This window comes from Ruegeria sp. BF6 (assembly GCF_056538665.1).
Map to the genome: position 1 here is coordinate 53,927 of NZ_JBQFTN010000004.1, position 15,176 is coordinate 69,102.

Genomic DNA, 15,176 nt, shown 5'->3' on the forward strand with positions numbered 1-15,176 from the left:
CCATCCGGAATGACCCATGACGACACCCGTTCTTTCGCTCCAAAATGCCGCTTTGTCGCTGGATGGCAATGCCGGTCGAGTGAATATCCTGCACGACATCTCCCTGACCGTCGCCCAAGGCGAAACGCTAGGGTTGGTTGGGCCGTCCGGGTCCGGCAAATCCTCACTGCTGATGCTGATGGGCGGGCTGGAGCAGGCGACCGGGGGCGAAATCACTGCTTTGGGCCATGATCTGACAGGAATGGACGAGGATGCGCTTGCCCGGTTCAGGCGTGATGCAATGGGGGTGGTGTTTCAGAACTTTCACCTGATCCCCACCATGACCGCGCTTGAGAATGTGGCCACGCCGCTGGAACTGGCCGGGCATAAGGATGCATTTGCCCGTGCCGCGGCCGAATTGGACGCGGTCGGTCTTTCACATCGGCACGATCACTATCCGGCGCAACTGTCGGGGGGTGAGCAGCAGCGGGTTGCGCTGGCGCGCGCCTCCGCGCCGCGCCCTCAGATCCTGCTGGCGGACGAGCCGACCGGAAATCTGGACGATACCAACGGTGCGGCCATCGTCGAACTGCTGTTCGGTTTGCGTGACAGGCATGGTGCCACGCTGGTTCTGGTCACCCACAGCCACAGTCTGGCGCGCAAATGCGACCGGGTGATCCGGTTGCGGGATGGCACCATCGCGGAAGACACGCAACAAGAGGCCGCGGAATGAGCCTGCGCCTGGCCGGTCGTCTGGCACGCCGGGAACTGCGCGGCGGCGTGCGCGGCTTTCGCGTGTTTCTGGCTTGTCTGGCGTTGGGAGTGGCTGCCATTGCCGCTATCGGGTCGGTGCGTTCTGCGATCCAGACCGGGCTGACGCAGGAAGGCTCGGCGCTGCTGGGCGGGGACGCGCAGTTGGAATTCACCTACCGCTTCGCCACAGATGACGAGCGCGCGTGGATGCAACAAACCGCGACCGAAGTGTCCGAGGTTGTGGATTTCCGCTCGATGGCCGTTGTGCGTCGGGGGGGCAAAACCCAGCGTGCCCTGACGCAGGTGAAAGCCGTGGACGCGGCCTATCCGTTGTTGGGAACAGCAAACCTGAAGCCTGACCAATCGCTTTCCGCCGCATTGGACGGCCAGCAGGGCCTGCCCGGAGCGGTCATGGATCCGGTGCTGATGGACCGGCTGGGTCTGTCCATCGGAGACCGTTTTGCACTTGGCACGCAGGATTTCGTGCTGACGGCAGCATTGATGCATGAACCGGACGGCGCCGCGGACGGCTTTGGATTGGGGCCGCGCACTCTGGTCCGGACCCAGGATTTGCAGGCATCCGGCCTGCTGGCGCCGGGGACGTTGTTTGCCACCAAATACCGGCTGAAGCTGCCGCCGGGAACCGACCTCGAAACCCTGTCCGCCGCGGCCAGAAGTAGTTTCGACGGCACCGGAATGCGCTGGACCGATGCCCGCAACGGCGCGCCGGGGATTGCCGAGTTTGTCACGCGTCTCAGCGCCTTTCTGGTTCTGGTCGGCCTGTCCGGTCTAGCTGTTGGCGGCATAGGCGTGTCCGCTGCCGTACGCGCCTATCTGGCGCAAAAGACCGAGACAATTGCAACGCTGCGCACGTTGGGCGCGGATCGCGCGACGATCTTTCAGACATATATGATACAAATAGGGGTATTGTCAGGGCTCGGCATCGCGTTTGGGATTGCTCTGGGGGCGGCTTTACCGCTGCTGCTGGCCCCTCTGATCGAGGCCCGCCTGCCCGTCCCTGCCGTTTTCACGCTCTATCCCCGCCCTCTGGCCGAGGCTGCACTGTACGGAATGCTGACTGCGTTCCTGTTCACCCTCTGGCCCCTCGCCCGAACCGAGGAGGTTCGCGCCGCGACTCTGTTCCGCGACGCGCTATCATCGGCGCGCGCTCTTCCGCGCACTGCCTTCGTGGTCGCAACTGCCTTCGGATTGGCACTGCTGATCGCGTCTGCCGCTTGGTTCAGCGGCTCGATTCGCCTGACGCTCTGGACAAGCGCCGGGCTGGTCGGCGCGCTGCTGCTGCTGTCCTTTTCCGCGCTTGCGATCCGCAAACTGGCGCGCATCAGCACCAAGGCGGCTCGGGGTCGCCCCGCCATGCGATGGGCTTTGTCGGCGATCTCAGACCCGCGAGAGGGGGCTGCTTCGGTCGTGCTCTCGTTGGGGCTGGGTCTTTCGGTGCTTGCCGCTGTTGGCCAGATCGACGGAACCCTTCGAAATGCGATCTCGGGCAATCTGCCTGACGTGGCCCCGTCTTATTTCTTTGTCGACATTCAAAAAGACCAGATGCCCGGCTTTACCGAACGGCTGGACTCTGACCCCGCTGTCCGCCGCATCGAAAGCGCTCCAATGCTGCGCGGCATCATCACCCAGATCAATGGGCTGCCCGCGCGCGACGTCGCTGGCGATCACTGGGTTCTGGATGGTGATCGGGGCGTGACCTATTCCGCCACACCGCCCAAAAACGCCCGCATCACCGCGGGCGCATGGTGGCCCCAGGATTACTCAGGCATGCCGCAAGTCAGTTTCGCCGCGGAAGAAGCCGAAGAAATGGGTCTGGACCTTGGCGACGAATTGACCGTGAACATTCTGGGCCGCGACATCACCGCCGAAATCACTTCTTTCCGCGAGGTCGATTTTTCGACCGCTGGCATGGGGTTCATCATGTCGATGAGTCCCTCCGCCCTTGCCGGGGCGCCGCACAGTTTCATCGCCACGGTCTATGCCGAAGAACAGGCCGAAGCCGGCATCCTGCGCGATCTGGCGGGCCAGTTTCCTAACATAACCGCAATCCGGGTGCGCGACGCGATTGACCGCGTCTCGAGCCTGCTGACCGGGTTGGCCGCCGCGACTTCTTACGGAGCGGGGATATCCTTGTTGACCGGATTTCTTGTTCTGATCGGGGCCGCCGCCGCAGGAGAAACCGCGCGTCGTTACGAATCCGCGATCCTGAAAACACTGGGCGCGGATCGGCGACGCATATTGATCAGCTTTGCTCTACGCTCAGTCCTGCTGGGTGCAGCGGCCGGGGGCGTTGCCCTGCTGACCGGCATTCTGGGGGGGTGGGCGGTTGCCACCTACATCTTCGACATCAGTTTCTCGGTCATCTGGACTTCAGCGCTGAGCATCGTTCTGGCCGGCATTCTGGTGACCCTTGGCGCGGGGCTAGCCTTTGCCCTGCGCCCTCTGGCCGCACGTCCGGCCCGCATCCTGCGGGCCAGCGACTGATCTCAACGCACGCAGGCGACCGGTTGCAGGATTTGCAGCAACTGGTCGTTGTCGCACACAAGCGAGTCCAGTGTGATTTCGTCCAGCGAAGCATAGAACACCTCGGCCGCGTCTTGCAGCGCAAGCCGCAATCGGCAGGCATCCGTCAGGGGACAGGTGTTGTCGGCATCGGCAAAGCACTCGGCGATTGGCAAGTTACCTTCGACATGGCGAAACACCGAGCCGATCCGAATCTGATCGGCCGGACGCGCCAAAGACATGCCACCGTTGCGACCACGTTGAGTACTGAGGTAGTTCAGCTGGCTCAATTGGTTGATCACCTGCGCTAGGTGGTTTTCCGATATGTTGCACACATCGGCGATCTCGGCCTTTGTAACCAGCCGATCCTGATGCGCCGCGCAATACATCAGCAAGCGCACCGCGATATTTGTCCTTTTGGTAATCCTCATCGAGACCTCCCAAATTTCAAGATGCGATCTTATTGCATGTCCGACAAAAAAGCGGTTTGACATACATCAATCGCTCAAGAAGGACCTGACGGCGCATGGCAGACCCTTATTTCTTTGGCTATGGTAGCCTCGTGAACCTAGCGACGCACGATTTCCCCGACCCACATCCTGCGCGGCTGATGGGGTGGCGACGCGCCTGGCGACACACCGACCTACGCCCAGTAGCCTTTCTGACTGCAATCCCGGACCCTGAGTCCGAGATCGAAGGGATGATCGCCCATGTCCCGAAAAACGACTGGGTGGCGCTGGACGAGCGGGAATGGGCCTATGACCGGGTTCCCGCGACCCAAGCTGTCACACATCCTTTGACCCACGAGGTCGAAATCGCCGTTTACGCGGTACCGCAGGGCCGCCACGCCGTGCCCAGCAATCGTCATCCGCTGCTGCTCAGCTATATCGACGTGGTCGTGCAAGGGTATCTGCGCACCTTTGGTGAGGACGGTGCGGACCGTTTTTTTGCCACCACCGATGGGTGGTACGCGCCGATTCTGAACGACCGGGCTGAACCTCGATACCCGCGCCACCAGCATTTGAAACCGGCCGAGACCGAATTTGTCGATGATCGGCTGCGCCGCATTTCTGCGTCGATTGTCCATACTGCATAGAAAAAAGCGGGGCTGCATATCGGCCCCGCCTTTCGGATATCAGTGCTTTCGCGCTTAGCCGCGTGCCCGGATAACCTGCAGCAACGGCAGCAGGTTCGCCATTTCCGGCCCGCGCTCCATACCCGTCAGCGCCTTACGCAGTGGCATGAACAGGCCTTTGCCCTTGCGACCCGTGGCCTCTTTCACGGCTTTGGTCCAAGTGCCCCAGGTCTCGCCATCGAAAGGCCCTTCGGGCAGCAGAGCCACGGCCTCAGAGATGAACTCACGATCCTCGTCGGCGATCAAAGGCTCTGCCCCGTCACGGCACAGCTCCCACCAACCTTTGAGGTCACCCAGAGTGGTGATGTTCTCACGCGCCATCGCCCAGAACGGCGCGGCCAGTTCTGCCGGAACGCCCGCGTCAGCGACCGCATCGGCCACGTCCGCCAGCGGCAGCGACTGCAGATGCTTGGCGGTCAGCGGGAACAAGTCCTGCACGTCAAACTTGGTTGGCGCAGCGCCAAAGCGGTTCACATCAAAGCCTTCGATCAGTTCCGCCATGTCCGAGCGCAATTCTACCGGATCGGACGAACCCAGACGCGCCATCAGGCTCAGCAGCGCCATAGGCTGCACGCCCTGTTCACGCAGATCGCGCAAGGCCAGCGTGCCCAGACGCTTGGACAATGCCTCGCCCTGCGGGCCGGTCAGCAGCGAGTGGTGCGCAAAACGCGGGCAAGTGCCGCCCAGCGCTTCGATGATCTGGATTTGCGTCGCAGTGTTGGTCACATGGTCCGAGCCGCGCACGACATCGGTTACGCCCATCTCGGTGTCGTCCACCACTGACGCGATCGTATACAGAACCTGCCCATCGCCCCGGATAAGCACCGGATCAGACACTGATGCAGCATCAATCGAGATGTCGCCCAGAATACCGTCAGTCCACTCGATCCGCTGGTGATCCAGCTTGAACCGCCAGACGCCATTGCCACGTTCAACCCGTAGGGCCTCTTTCTCGGCATCCGACAGGTTCAATGCAGCGCGGTCATAGACCGGCGGCTTGCCCATGTTCAGCTGTTTCTTGCGTTTCAGGTCCAGCTCCGTCGGCGTTTCAAACGCCTCATAGAAACGGCCCATTTCGCGCAGCTTGTCAGCGGCTTCGGCATAGCGATCCAGACGGTCCGATTGACGCTCGATCCGGTCCCAGTGCAGGCCCAGCCACTCCATATCCTGCTTGATGGCATCGACATATTCTTCTTTCGACCGCTCAGGATCGGTGTCGTCGATACGCAAGATAAACGTGCCGCCCGCTTTGCGAGCGATCAGATAGTTCATCAGGGCGGTACGCAGGTTGCCCACATGGATGTAACCGGTGGGCGACGGGGCAAAACGGGTGGTGGTCATGGAGTTCTCCTGTTGGCGCGGCTCATGTCACAGGATGGGCCAATTGTCCAGCAAGGGCGTTCAGGTCGGCTCCACCGGCCAGTGCCGCTCCAAGCCCTCAAGCCCGGCACGGATCAGCTCGGCCAGGACATCCAGATCGATATCCGCCAGCTTGTTCACGTATAGACAAGATATACCCAGCTTGTGCTTACCCAGACGGGACAGAATGTCCCCGAAATCCGCATAGCCGGGCATGATGTAAATTGACAGCGCGGACTTGCGTGGCGAAAAGCCGGTGGCAAGGAAGTCGCCCTCGCGCCCGGATTTATAGCGATAGTGATAGCGGCCATAGCCCACAATCGAGGGCCCCCACATGACGGGCTCGAACCCGGTCGTCTTGCGGAAAAGCCCGTCCAGAACCTTCCCACTTTCGGCCCTGCCGAAAGGCTGCACCCTGGATAGAAAGCTCTCGACACTCTGGTCGGTTGGAACGGTCTTATTCTCAGATCGCGGCATAAACAAAATTTAACACGCATTGTTCATCCACGCAGCCCATATCTCCGGGGTATAAACTGGCAAGAGACTCGCGCCGACCTAACTCACCTACAGGTGTTCTGACAGGGAGAACCACAATGACCATTAAACTCACACGCCGCGCCGCTTTGGGTTCTGCGGCCGCTTTGCCATTTGCCACAGCCGCGGCCCCGCTTTTGGCCGCCGGGAGCGAGACCAAGGCCAATTCATCCATTGCCAAGTCCTTTACACTGGGCGATTTCACCGTCACCACGCTGCTGGATGGAAGCCTGCCGCGTGATGGCGCCCAAGAGATTTTCGGCGGCGGTGCTTCAGATGAGGATTTCGCCAAAGTCTCGGCCGAAAACTTCATCTCCCCGGATGTAGCGCAATTCTTCTTCACGCCGACGCTGGTCAATACCGGGTCCGAGCTGGTGCTGTTCGATACCGGTTTGGGCCAAGGTGGCATTCAGGCTGCACTGGCGGATGCAGGTGTCACTCCGGATCAGATCGACGTTGTTGTCATCACCCACATGCACCCCGACCATATCGGTGGCATGACCACAGATGATGCGCCGACCTTCCCGAACGCGCGTTATGTCACCGCGTCGCCCGAGTATGATTTCTGGGCCGCACAAGAGGCCGGAAACCGGGTCGGTGATCTGGTGGCCGCCAAGGTGACACCGCTGGCCGAGAAAATGACCTTTGTCGAAGACGGCGGCGAAGTTGCGTCGGGCATCACTGCCGTCGCCGCCTATGGGCACACACCCGGTCACACGGTCTATCATCTGGAAAACAACGGTCAGCGGTTGGTGCTGACCGCTGATCTGGCGAACCACTATGTCTGGTCCTTTGCCCACCCGGAATGGGAAGTGCGCTTTGACATGGACAAGGCTGCCGCTACCGCCTCGCGGCGCAATGTGCTGGGAATGCTGGCCGCCGACAAGGTACCGATGATCGGCTATCACATGCCCTTCCCTGCAGCCGGGTTCGTCGAAAGCCGAGGTGACGGGTTCCGCTTTGTGCCGGTCAGCTACCAGATGATGGGCTAGGCCCTCAGTACCCAGGATCCGGTCGCACCTTTGAGCCATCTGAAAAGCGGGAGAGGCGGAAGGCGGCCGGATCGACGCATGGCGTCGTTTCGGCGACCAGATCGGCCATCAGGCGGCCTGCTGCCGGGCCGATGCCAAACCCATGGCCCGAAAACCCGGTTGCGATGAACATTCCCGGCATCTGATCAACCCCCGAGATCACCGGCACCGCGTCCGGCGTAACATCAATAAGGCCCGCCCAGCTTTGTACAAGCTCGGCCTGTTCCAGCATCGGGAAACCTCTGCGCGCCGCTGCCCAAGCCTGTCGCAGCGTTTTGGGCGAAGGTTCGGGATCCAGCACGCGGCAATGTTCGAACGGGGTGACATCCGTGGGTAGCCAGGTCTGGTCCTGGCTTGCTTCGATGCTCCAGCGCTTTGACAGTCGAAACCGCAGCGATCTCCATTCCTGTGCGAATGCGGGTAAGAACTGCCGCGCCAGCCGAAAACTGTCAGGTACAATGTCCACCGTGTTTTCATGGCCCGAGGCGATGGAATAACCCCCGTCTGACCGTTTACGCATGGCAAAATCATCGGACCAAAGCGCCGCTTCCGGTCCATCAGCTGGAGAGGTCCGCAGGACCGTATTCAAAACCTTCAATTGCGGTAGTTCAATCCCCGCATTCCCCGCAAACAGACGCGACCAGGCACCACCGGCCAGAACCACGAAGTCACAGGCCACGCGGCCACGCTCGGTGAATACTCCGGTGATACGACCACTCCCGGCATCGACGCTGCGGACGGCACAATTGGTCGTCAGAACAGCGCCGCGATCCCGCGCTGCCTCGGCAATTGCTGGTGCAGCCTGTTGTGGTTCGGCCCGGCCGTCCTGTGGCATGTAAAGGGCGCAATCGTAGGAAGTCTGATTGCCCGGCAGCAGGGCGTGCAACTCGGCCCCCGAAACCAGCCGCGCGCCGGTTTGCAGCCCGTCCACGTGACGCAGCCACCGTTCCAGATTGCCGCTGTCGCGTTTGCCCGAAGCACCAAACAGAATGCCCGCGCGGGTATAGCCGGTTTCCCGCCCGATGCGCTGATCCAGCCCTTGCCATAGATGCAGCGATTCGATCATCAACGGAATCTCCCGCGGGTCGCGCAACCCCAGACGGACCCATCCCCAATTGCGAGAGCTTTGCTCGCCCGCAATCTGCCCCTTTTCGCACAACAGTACCGAGGCGCCTCGTTCAGCCAACTCCAGCGCGGTCGATGCTCCGATAATGCCGCCGCCAATGACAACGACATCCACGGTTTTGGGCAGGTGCAGATCGGGTTCAACGGGGGTTGGTTTGGGGCCGGGCATCAACCGCTCTTACTTCATGGCTCGGGTCGCAATGAAGGCGTGATGCAGGCGCTCAGGCAACATGTCTTCTGCTGCGGGACCTATGTTTTTTGACAGCTGTGGCGAACACGCCAACAGGCGCGAGAAAGCTCGCACCGTCCTGTTTCAAATCGCTTGGAGTTTACGCTGCGCCGCTCAGTTCAGCCCATTTCTGACGCAAGGTTGCCGCAAGGCCAGAATCGCGAGGTTCCACTTCTTCGTCTATTTCCGCCTGTTCGGGCAGGACCGGGAAGATCGCGTTGAGTTTAGTCGCTCCCACTACGGGCTCGGGGTCTTCGCTTTCTTCTTCGCGAAGAAGATCAGCAATCGCCGAGTCCAGCTTGGCCTCGTCCAGAACCCGTGCTTCGGATTCCATCGACTTATACCTTAACGGCGGGTGAAGCGGCTTGTCATATCCCTTATACATAATAGCACCAAATCGTTAACCCAGACATTCAACACGCGTGCGCCACAGATCCATACATCGAATTGAGGTCACACCGCCCCATGTGGGGCATCAATTAAGCCAAAATGTGGCAAAAAAATGTCTCAGTTTCAAGCAGTCAGTTCCCTGAGAGCTTGAAAAATCAGAGAGTTATCTACTATTCGGAAACAATAACAAAACAACCTGGCGTAATGGGTCTGATATCGAAACGCCGTTTTGACCCAGCTTCACGATTCCCCTTCGGCTCAGTCCCGATCCCGCCAGCGGTTCACAATCGGGTAACGGCGATCCAACCAGAATGCCCGGCTGGTCAGGCGCGTTCCGGGGGCGGACTGAAAGCGCTTGTATTCGCTGATATAAATCAGGTGCTCAACCCGCCGCGCGTCTACCTCGTTGAAACCGGCGGCCACGCAATCAGCGATCGAGCCCTCCTGATCGACCAGAATATCCAGAATCGCATCCAGAATCGGGTAATCGGGCAGGCTGTCGCTGTCCTTTTGATCTTCGCGCAGTTCGGCGCTGGGGGGTTTGTCAATGACCGAGGGGCGGATCACCTCGCCCGCCGGGCCCATCATCCAGTCGCGGTGATTGGTGTTGCGCCAGCGGCAGGTCTCGAACACACGCGTTTTGTACAGGTCCTTGATCGGGTTGTAGCCACCGTTCATGTCGCCGTAGATCGTGGCATAGCCCACCGCGACCTCGGATTTGTTGCCGGTGGTCAGCAACATCTCGCCAAATTTGTTCGAGATCGCCATCAGCAACAAACCGCGCAGGCGGGATTGGATGTTTTCTTCTGTCAAATCTTCATCATGACCGGCAAACAGCGGGGCCAGAGTATCTGTCACTGCCGCCCGACTGTCCGAGATCGGCACGTAGTCGTAGTACACGCCAAGTGCTTTGGCCACGGCCTCGGCATCGTCCAATGAAGCCTGACTGGTATATTCCGAAGGCAGCATCACGCAGCGAACATTCTCGGCCCCGATAGCATCCACGGCAATAGAAGCGACCAGAGCGGAATCGACGCCGCCCGACAGACCCAGCAGAACCTTTTTGAACCCGGTCTTGCCCATGTAGTCGCGCAGGGACTGCACCATGGCGCGATAGTCCTGCTCCCATTCATCGGGCTGCGGCACGATCTCGGCCGGTACGATGCGCCAACCATCATCGCCGCGCTCCAAGTCGATATGGGTCACGGTCTCATCGAAAACCGGCATCCGGAACGCCAGTTCTCCACCTGGGTTCAGGCCGAAAGTGGCCCCGTCAAAAACCTGATCGTCCTGCCCGCCCACCATGTTGAGGTAGATCACCGGCAGACCGGTCTCGACTACGCGGGCCACCATATGATTCAGGCGTATATCGTACTTGTTGCGAAAATAGGGCGATCCGTTGGGGATCAGCAAAAACTCGGCCCCGGTTTCCTCAAGCGTTTCGGCCACATCAGGGTGCCAACTATCTTCGCAGATCGGGCTACCGATACGTGTATTTCCGACTGCGTAAGGCCCGCCCAGCGGGCCAGAGTCGTACAGGCGCACCTCATCGAACACCGTTTCATTGGGCAGATGATGCTTCAGCACCTTGCTGCCGATCCGACCGCCCTTGAGGATCAGATAGGCATTAAACAGGCTGCTATCTTCAACCCACGGCCCGCCAATCGCCACCGCCGGGCCGTCGGCGCATTGTGCGGCCAGTTCTTCGACAGCCACCATCGCCGCCCGGTGAAAGGCGGGCTTCATCACCAGATCCTGCGTGTTGTAGCCGGTGATAAACATTTCGGGGAAAGCCACCAGGTCGGCCCCGGCATCGCGCGCCTGCTTCCACGCGGCTAACGCCTTGGCGGCATTGCCTTCGATATCCCCTACGATCGGGTTGAGTTGCGCCAGAGTGATGCGGAAACGGTCGGCCATGCTGCCCTCTTGCCCTCGTCGGTCTTATTGCCATTTAGCAGATCATTGCGCGAGTGAAAGGCAAATGCGGCAAAACCCGTTGCTCTGCCCCCGCGCGTGCCGTAGTTTTGCGCAAAAGATGAAAACCGGACAGGCAGGACCGATCATGAACGCTTTCTGCATTTCTATTGCCGCATCCGCGATGGCCCTGATCGCTGCGGGTGCCGCCGCACAGAACGGTCAGGTGATCACAACGGATGATGAGGTCGGGGGCGTCTACGAGGGCACCTTTGAAAACGGCCTGCGTCACGGCACCGGCACCTACCGCCTGCCCAACGGGTTCGAATACAGCGGCGAATGGGTTGAGGGCGAAATTAAGGGAATGGGCATCGCCCGCTATGTCAACGGCTCGGTCTTTGAGGGGATGTTCGCCAAGGGCCAACCCGAAGGAAGTGGCAAGATCACCTATGCTGATGGTGGCAGCTACGAGGGCGAATGGGCAAACGGTGCGATCAATGGCACGGGTGTAGCCGTCTACGCCAATGGCGTGCGCTATGAGGGCGGCTTCCAGAACGCCCGGCATCACGGTAAAGGCGTACTGAGCGACCCGGGCGGCTACAGTTACGATGGCGATTGGGTGGATGGCGTCAAACTGGGCAAAGGCAAGGTGACTTATGCCAATGGCGGTATCTACGAAGGTGACATCCGCAACGGTCAGCGCCACGGCCAGGGCAGCCTGACCCTGCCCGACGGGATGACCTATGCCGGCGATTGGGCCGAGGATCGCATCACCGGCACCGGGCGCATGTCTTTTGTCAACGGGGACGTCTACGAGGGCGAGTTGGTCGAAGGCCGACGGCAAGGCAAGGGCAAGATGACCTATGCCAAAGGCGATGTCTACGAAGGCGACTATTCCAACGACCTGCGGCATGGTCAGGGAACCTATACCGGCACGGATGGGTTCCTCTATACCGGTGAGTGGACCGACGGCCTGCTTGAGGGGGTGGGCGAACTGACCTACCCGGACGGCTCGGTCCATGTCGGGGATTTCAAGGCCGATCTGGCCGAGGGCAAGGGCCTTATCACCTACCCGGACGGTTCGACCTACGAGGGGGATTGGATCGCCGGGGTAATCGAAGGCGAAGGTGTGTCGACCTATCCTAACGGTACCGTCTACAGAGGCCAGTTTCGAAACGCCAAGAACCATGGCAAAGGCATTCTGACCATGGCCGACGGCTCCAGCTATGAAGGAGACTGGGTGGACGGCTTGCGGCAAGGCAAGGGCATGTCCACCTACCCGGATGGCACGGTCTATTCCGGAGAGTTTCTGACCGGCAAACGCCACGGGCAGGGCGAGATCATCATGGCAAACGGGTTCACCTATTCGGGTCAATGGACCGAAGGCAAAATTACCGGAGAAGGGATCGCAACCTATCCCAACGGTGATGTCTACGAGGGCAATTTCGTGGACGCGAAACGCCATGGCGCCGGCACCGTACGCTATGCCAACGGCGAAACGGAAACCGGCGTTTGGGACAACGGCGCACTGGCGACGGCTGATGATACTGCTCCCGAAGCGGCTCCCGAGACGCCCCCGTCAAACCCGGACGGCTGAAGCAATACCGCTACCATGGCACCGGTTTTCCCGCCCAGTCGAAGAACCCGCCGGTATCGGTCGGGGTCAATTGCGCCATCACGTCCAATAAATTCGACGCGGCCTCGTCCGGGGCAACAGCAGGATATCGGCCGAGGTATTTCCGGGTGACGTCCGTTTTGACAGTACCGGGATGCAGCGCGACACAGATCGCCTGTTTGTGGGTGCGGGCCAGTTCGATTGCTGCCGTGTGAACAATCTGATTCACCGCCGCCTTTGCCGCCCGATAGCTAATCCAACCACCCAGCCGGTTATCCCCGATCGAACCCACACGAGCCGAAAGCACGGCAAAAACCGCGCGGCGGTCGCGGGGCAACAGACGTGCCGCGTGACTGAGGACCAGAGCCGGGCCCACGGCATTCAGCGCAAACTGATCCATCATTGCCTGCCCAGATACAGCGCGGACGGTCTTTTCCGGTGCAGTGCCGTTGATCTCCAATGCCCCGGACGCAACAAGGATCAGGTCGAACACTCCGGGGATCGCGCCCAGCACGCGATGCACGCCATCAGGGTTCGTCAAATCAAACCCGTCGGCTGAGCGTGACAAGCCCTTCACAGCCACCCCCTGCCCGCTCAGGCGCTGACAGACTGCCTGTCCGATGTCTCCTGATGCGCCAATGATCAGTGCTTTTTCCATGGCGAACCACCTAGCCGCCTGTCTGCGCGGATCAATGCGGCGCGGAAAAGAAACCGCTCAACTGCAGTTACGTCGCAAAATGGTCTTTTCATTCCGGGACGGCTCTGTATAACCTCGTTCCCATGATCAACCGCGCAGATATCCTTGTTGCCGACACCGCCATTCGCGGTGCGTCTCTGCGCGGCCTACTGATCCTAATCCGCCTCTGAGCGTGCCATCCGGCGCGCCCGCTCAGAGGAGGACGCCCGCGCGCCATAGGCTTTAGGACAGAAGAAGAAAGAGAATCCCATGACCAACGTGACCGACCAAGACCGCGTCTTGATCTTCGATACCACTTTGCGCGACGGCGAGCAGAGCCCCGGCGCCACCATGACCCACGCCGAAAAGCTCGAGATTGCCGAGTTGCTGGACGAAATGGGTGTCGACATCATCGAAGCCGGTTTCCCCATCGCCTCGGAAGGTGACTTCAAAGCGGTTTCGGAAATCGCTCAACGATCCAAAAACAGTCGCATCTGCGGTCTGGCCCGCGCCAATTTCGCCGATATCGACCGCTGCTGGGAGGCCGTGAAGCACGCCGGGAAGAACCGGATTCACACCTTCATCGGCACCTCTCCGCTGCACCGCGCGATTCCGAACCTGACCCAGGACGAGATGGCCGAGAAGATCCACGAGACCGTCAGCCACGCGCGCAATTTGTGCGAAAACGTGCAATGGTCGCCGATGGATGCGACTCGAACGGAATGGGATTACCTGTGCCGTGTAATCGAAATTGCGATCAAAGCCGGTGCGACCACGATCAACATTCCTGACACCGTTGGCTATACCGCTCCGGTGGAAAGCGCGGACCTGATCAAGCGCCTGATCGAGACCGTGCCCGGTGCCGATGAGGTGGTTTTTGCCACCCACTGCCACAATGACCTTGGTATGGCGACCGCAAACTCTCTGGCGGCAGTCGCAGGCGGTGCGCGCCAGATCGAGTGCACCATCAACGGTCTGGGCGAACGTGCGGGCAACACAGCGTTGGAAGAGGTCGTGATGGCTCTGCGAACCCGCAACGACATCATGCCGTGGAACACCGGCATCGACACGACAAAGATCATGCATATCTCGCGCCGGGTGGCGACGGTCTCGGGCTTCAACGTGCAGTTCAACAAGGCCATCGTCGGCAAGAACGCTTTTGCCCATGAAAGCGGCATCCATCAGGACGGCATGCTGAAGAACCGCGAAAACTTCGAAATCATGCGCCCCGAGGATATCGGCCTTTCGGGCACGTCTTTGCCGTTGGGCAAGCACTCGGGCCGCGCGGCGTTGCGCGACAAGCTCGAGACACTGGGCTACGAGGTCGGGGACAACCAGCTCAAGGATATCTTTGTTCGGTTCAAGGATCTGGCCGACCGCAAGAAAGAGGTATTCGACGACGACCTCATCGCGTTGATGTCGCTGGACGATGACGAAAGCAACGACCACCTGCAACTGGTATCGATGAAGGTCACCTGCGGCACCGGTGGTCAGGCGGAATCGACCGTCGAACTGGAAGTAGACGGCAAGGACGTCATCGCAACCGAACACGGCGACGGGCCGGTGGATGCGACGTTCAAGGCGATCCGCGTGATCTATCCGAACACCGCCCGGCTTCAGCTCTATCAGGTGCACGCGGTGACCGAAGGCACCGATGCGCAGGCCACGGTTTCGGTGCGCCTGGAAGAAGACGGCATGATCGCCACCGGTCAATCCGCCAACACCGATACGGTGGTGGCCTCGGCCAAGGCATATATCCACGCCCTGAACCGCCTGAAGGTGCGCCGCGAGAAAACCGGTCCCGGTGCCGACGCGCGTGAGATCAGCTACAAAGACCTGACCTAAAACGACGGGAAGAGGCTCCCGCACCCGCACCGGCCCGACTTCGCCGACCTTCTTGGGTTTTGGGCCCG

At 60.5% G+C, this 15,176-nt stretch carries 13 protein-coding genes; 6 read left to right on the forward strand and 7 right to left on the reverse strand.

The genetic code is table 11. From position 1 onward, the window contains the following. Positions 1 to 16: 16 nt before the first annotated feature. Together ACR0IM_RS12870 and ACR0IM_RS12875 are read left to right on the forward strand one after the other, a co-directional pair. On the forward strand, positions 17 to 712 hold the full coding sequence (locus tag ACR0IM_RS12870) for an ABC transporter ATP-binding protein (protein ID WP_480596404.1): 696 nt from the start codon (positions 17 to 19) through the stop codon (positions 710 to 712). Continuing rightward, positions 709 to 3,237, forward strand: a complete 2,529-nt coding sequence (locus tag ACR0IM_RS12875; protein WP_480682158.1) for an ABC transporter permease — start codon at positions 709 to 711, stop codon at positions 3,235 to 3,237. Before ACR0IM_RS12870 ends, ACR0IM_RS12875 begins: the two co-directional genes overlap by 4 nt. 2 nt (positions 3,238 to 3,239) lie before the next feature. Here ACR0IM_RS12875 and ACR0IM_RS12880 read toward each other — a convergent pair whose 3' ends face one another. Then, the gene (locus tag ACR0IM_RS12880; RefSeq protein ID WP_480682159.1) at positions 3,240 to 3,686 is read right to left on the reverse strand and encodes an RrF2 family transcriptional regulator; all 447 of its coding nucleotides are present in this window, start codon (positions 3,684 to 3,686) and stop codon (positions 3,240 to 3,242) included. 95 nt (positions 3,687 to 3,781) lie between these two features. On the opposite strand from ACR0IM_RS12880, the gene ACR0IM_RS12885 reads away from it, so the two are divergent. Beyond that, a complete protein-coding gene (locus ACR0IM_RS12885; protein ID WP_480596398.1) occupies positions 3,782 to 4,351 on the forward strand; it encodes a gamma-glutamylcyclotransferase family protein in 570 nt (189 codons plus the stop codon). Between the two features lie 54 nt (positions 4,352 to 4,405). Here ACR0IM_RS12885 and gltX read toward each other — a convergent pair whose 3' ends face one another. Both gltX and ACR0IM_RS12895 read right to left on the reverse strand, forming a co-directional pair. Next, the gene (gltX, locus tag ACR0IM_RS12890; protein ID WP_480682160.1) at positions 4,406 to 5,731 is read right to left on the reverse strand and encodes a glutamate--tRNA ligase; all 1,326 of its coding nucleotides are present in this window, start codon (positions 5,729 to 5,731) and stop codon (positions 4,406 to 4,408) included. Between the two features lie 60 nt (positions 5,732 to 5,791). Further along, a complete protein-coding gene (locus ACR0IM_RS12895; protein WP_480682161.1) occupies positions 5,792 to 6,226 on the reverse strand; it encodes a DUF1801 domain-containing protein in 435 nt (144 codons plus the stop codon). A gap of 116 nt (positions 6,227 to 6,342) precedes the next feature. Between ACR0IM_RS12895 and ACR0IM_RS12900 the strand changes: the two genes are divergently transcribed. Next, positions 6,343 to 7,275 carry an MBL fold metallo-hydrolase gene (locus tag ACR0IM_RS12900; protein WP_480641840.1) on the forward strand — a complete coding sequence of 311 codons (933 nt, stop codon included), beginning with the start codon at positions 6,343 to 6,345 and terminating at the stop codon, positions 7,273 to 7,275. A gap of 4 nt (positions 7,276 to 7,279) precedes the next feature. On the opposite strand, the gene ACR0IM_RS12905 is transcribed toward ACR0IM_RS12900, so the two are convergent. The 3 genes from ACR0IM_RS12905 to ACR0IM_RS12915 all read right to left on the reverse strand — a co-directional run bounded on the left by ACR0IM_RS12905 (position 7,280) and on the right by ACR0IM_RS12915 (position 10,975). Further along, on the reverse strand, positions 7,280 to 8,608 hold the full coding sequence (locus tag ACR0IM_RS12905; RefSeq protein ID WP_480641839.1) for an NAD(P)/FAD-dependent oxidoreductase: 1,329 nt from the start codon (positions 8,606 to 8,608) through the stop codon (positions 7,280 to 7,282). Positions 8,609 to 8,768: 160 nt separating this feature from the next. Next, positions 8,769 to 9,002: a hypothetical protein gene (locus ACR0IM_RS12910; RefSeq protein WP_480596387.1), complete on the reverse strand. Its 234-nt coding sequence runs from the start codon at positions 9,000 to 9,002 to the stop codon at positions 8,769 to 8,771. Between the two features lie 314 nt (positions 9,003 to 9,316). Continuing rightward, complete coding sequence (locus tag ACR0IM_RS12915; RefSeq protein WP_480682162.1) at positions 9,317 to 10,975, reverse strand: NAD+ synthase; 1,659 nt, start codon at positions 10,973 to 10,975, stop codon at positions 9,317 to 9,319. Between the two features lie 145 nt (positions 10,976 to 11,120). Between ACR0IM_RS12915 and ACR0IM_RS12920 the strand changes: the two genes are divergently transcribed. Beyond that, positions 11,121 to 12,569, forward strand: coding sequence for an MORN repeat-containing protein (locus ACR0IM_RS12920; protein ID WP_480682163.1), 1,449 nt, complete (start codon positions 11,121 to 11,123; stop codon positions 12,567 to 12,569). Between the two features lie 10 nt (positions 12,570 to 12,579). Here the strand turns inward: ACR0IM_RS12920 and ACR0IM_RS12925 are convergent, their stop codons facing one another. Beyond that, a complete protein-coding gene (locus ACR0IM_RS12925) occupies positions 12,580 to 13,245 on the reverse strand; it encodes an SDR family NAD(P)-dependent oxidoreductase (protein ID WP_480682164.1) in 666 nt (221 codons plus the stop codon). A 288-nt stretch (positions 13,246 to 13,533) separates the two neighbouring features. Between ACR0IM_RS12925 and ACR0IM_RS12930 the strand changes: the two genes are divergently transcribed. Continuing rightward, positions 13,534 to 15,108, forward strand: coding sequence for a 2-isopropylmalate synthase (locus tag ACR0IM_RS12930; protein ID WP_480596377.1), 1,575 nt, complete (start codon positions 13,534 to 13,536; stop codon positions 15,106 to 15,108). Positions 15,109 to 15,176 lie beyond the last annotated feature (68 nt).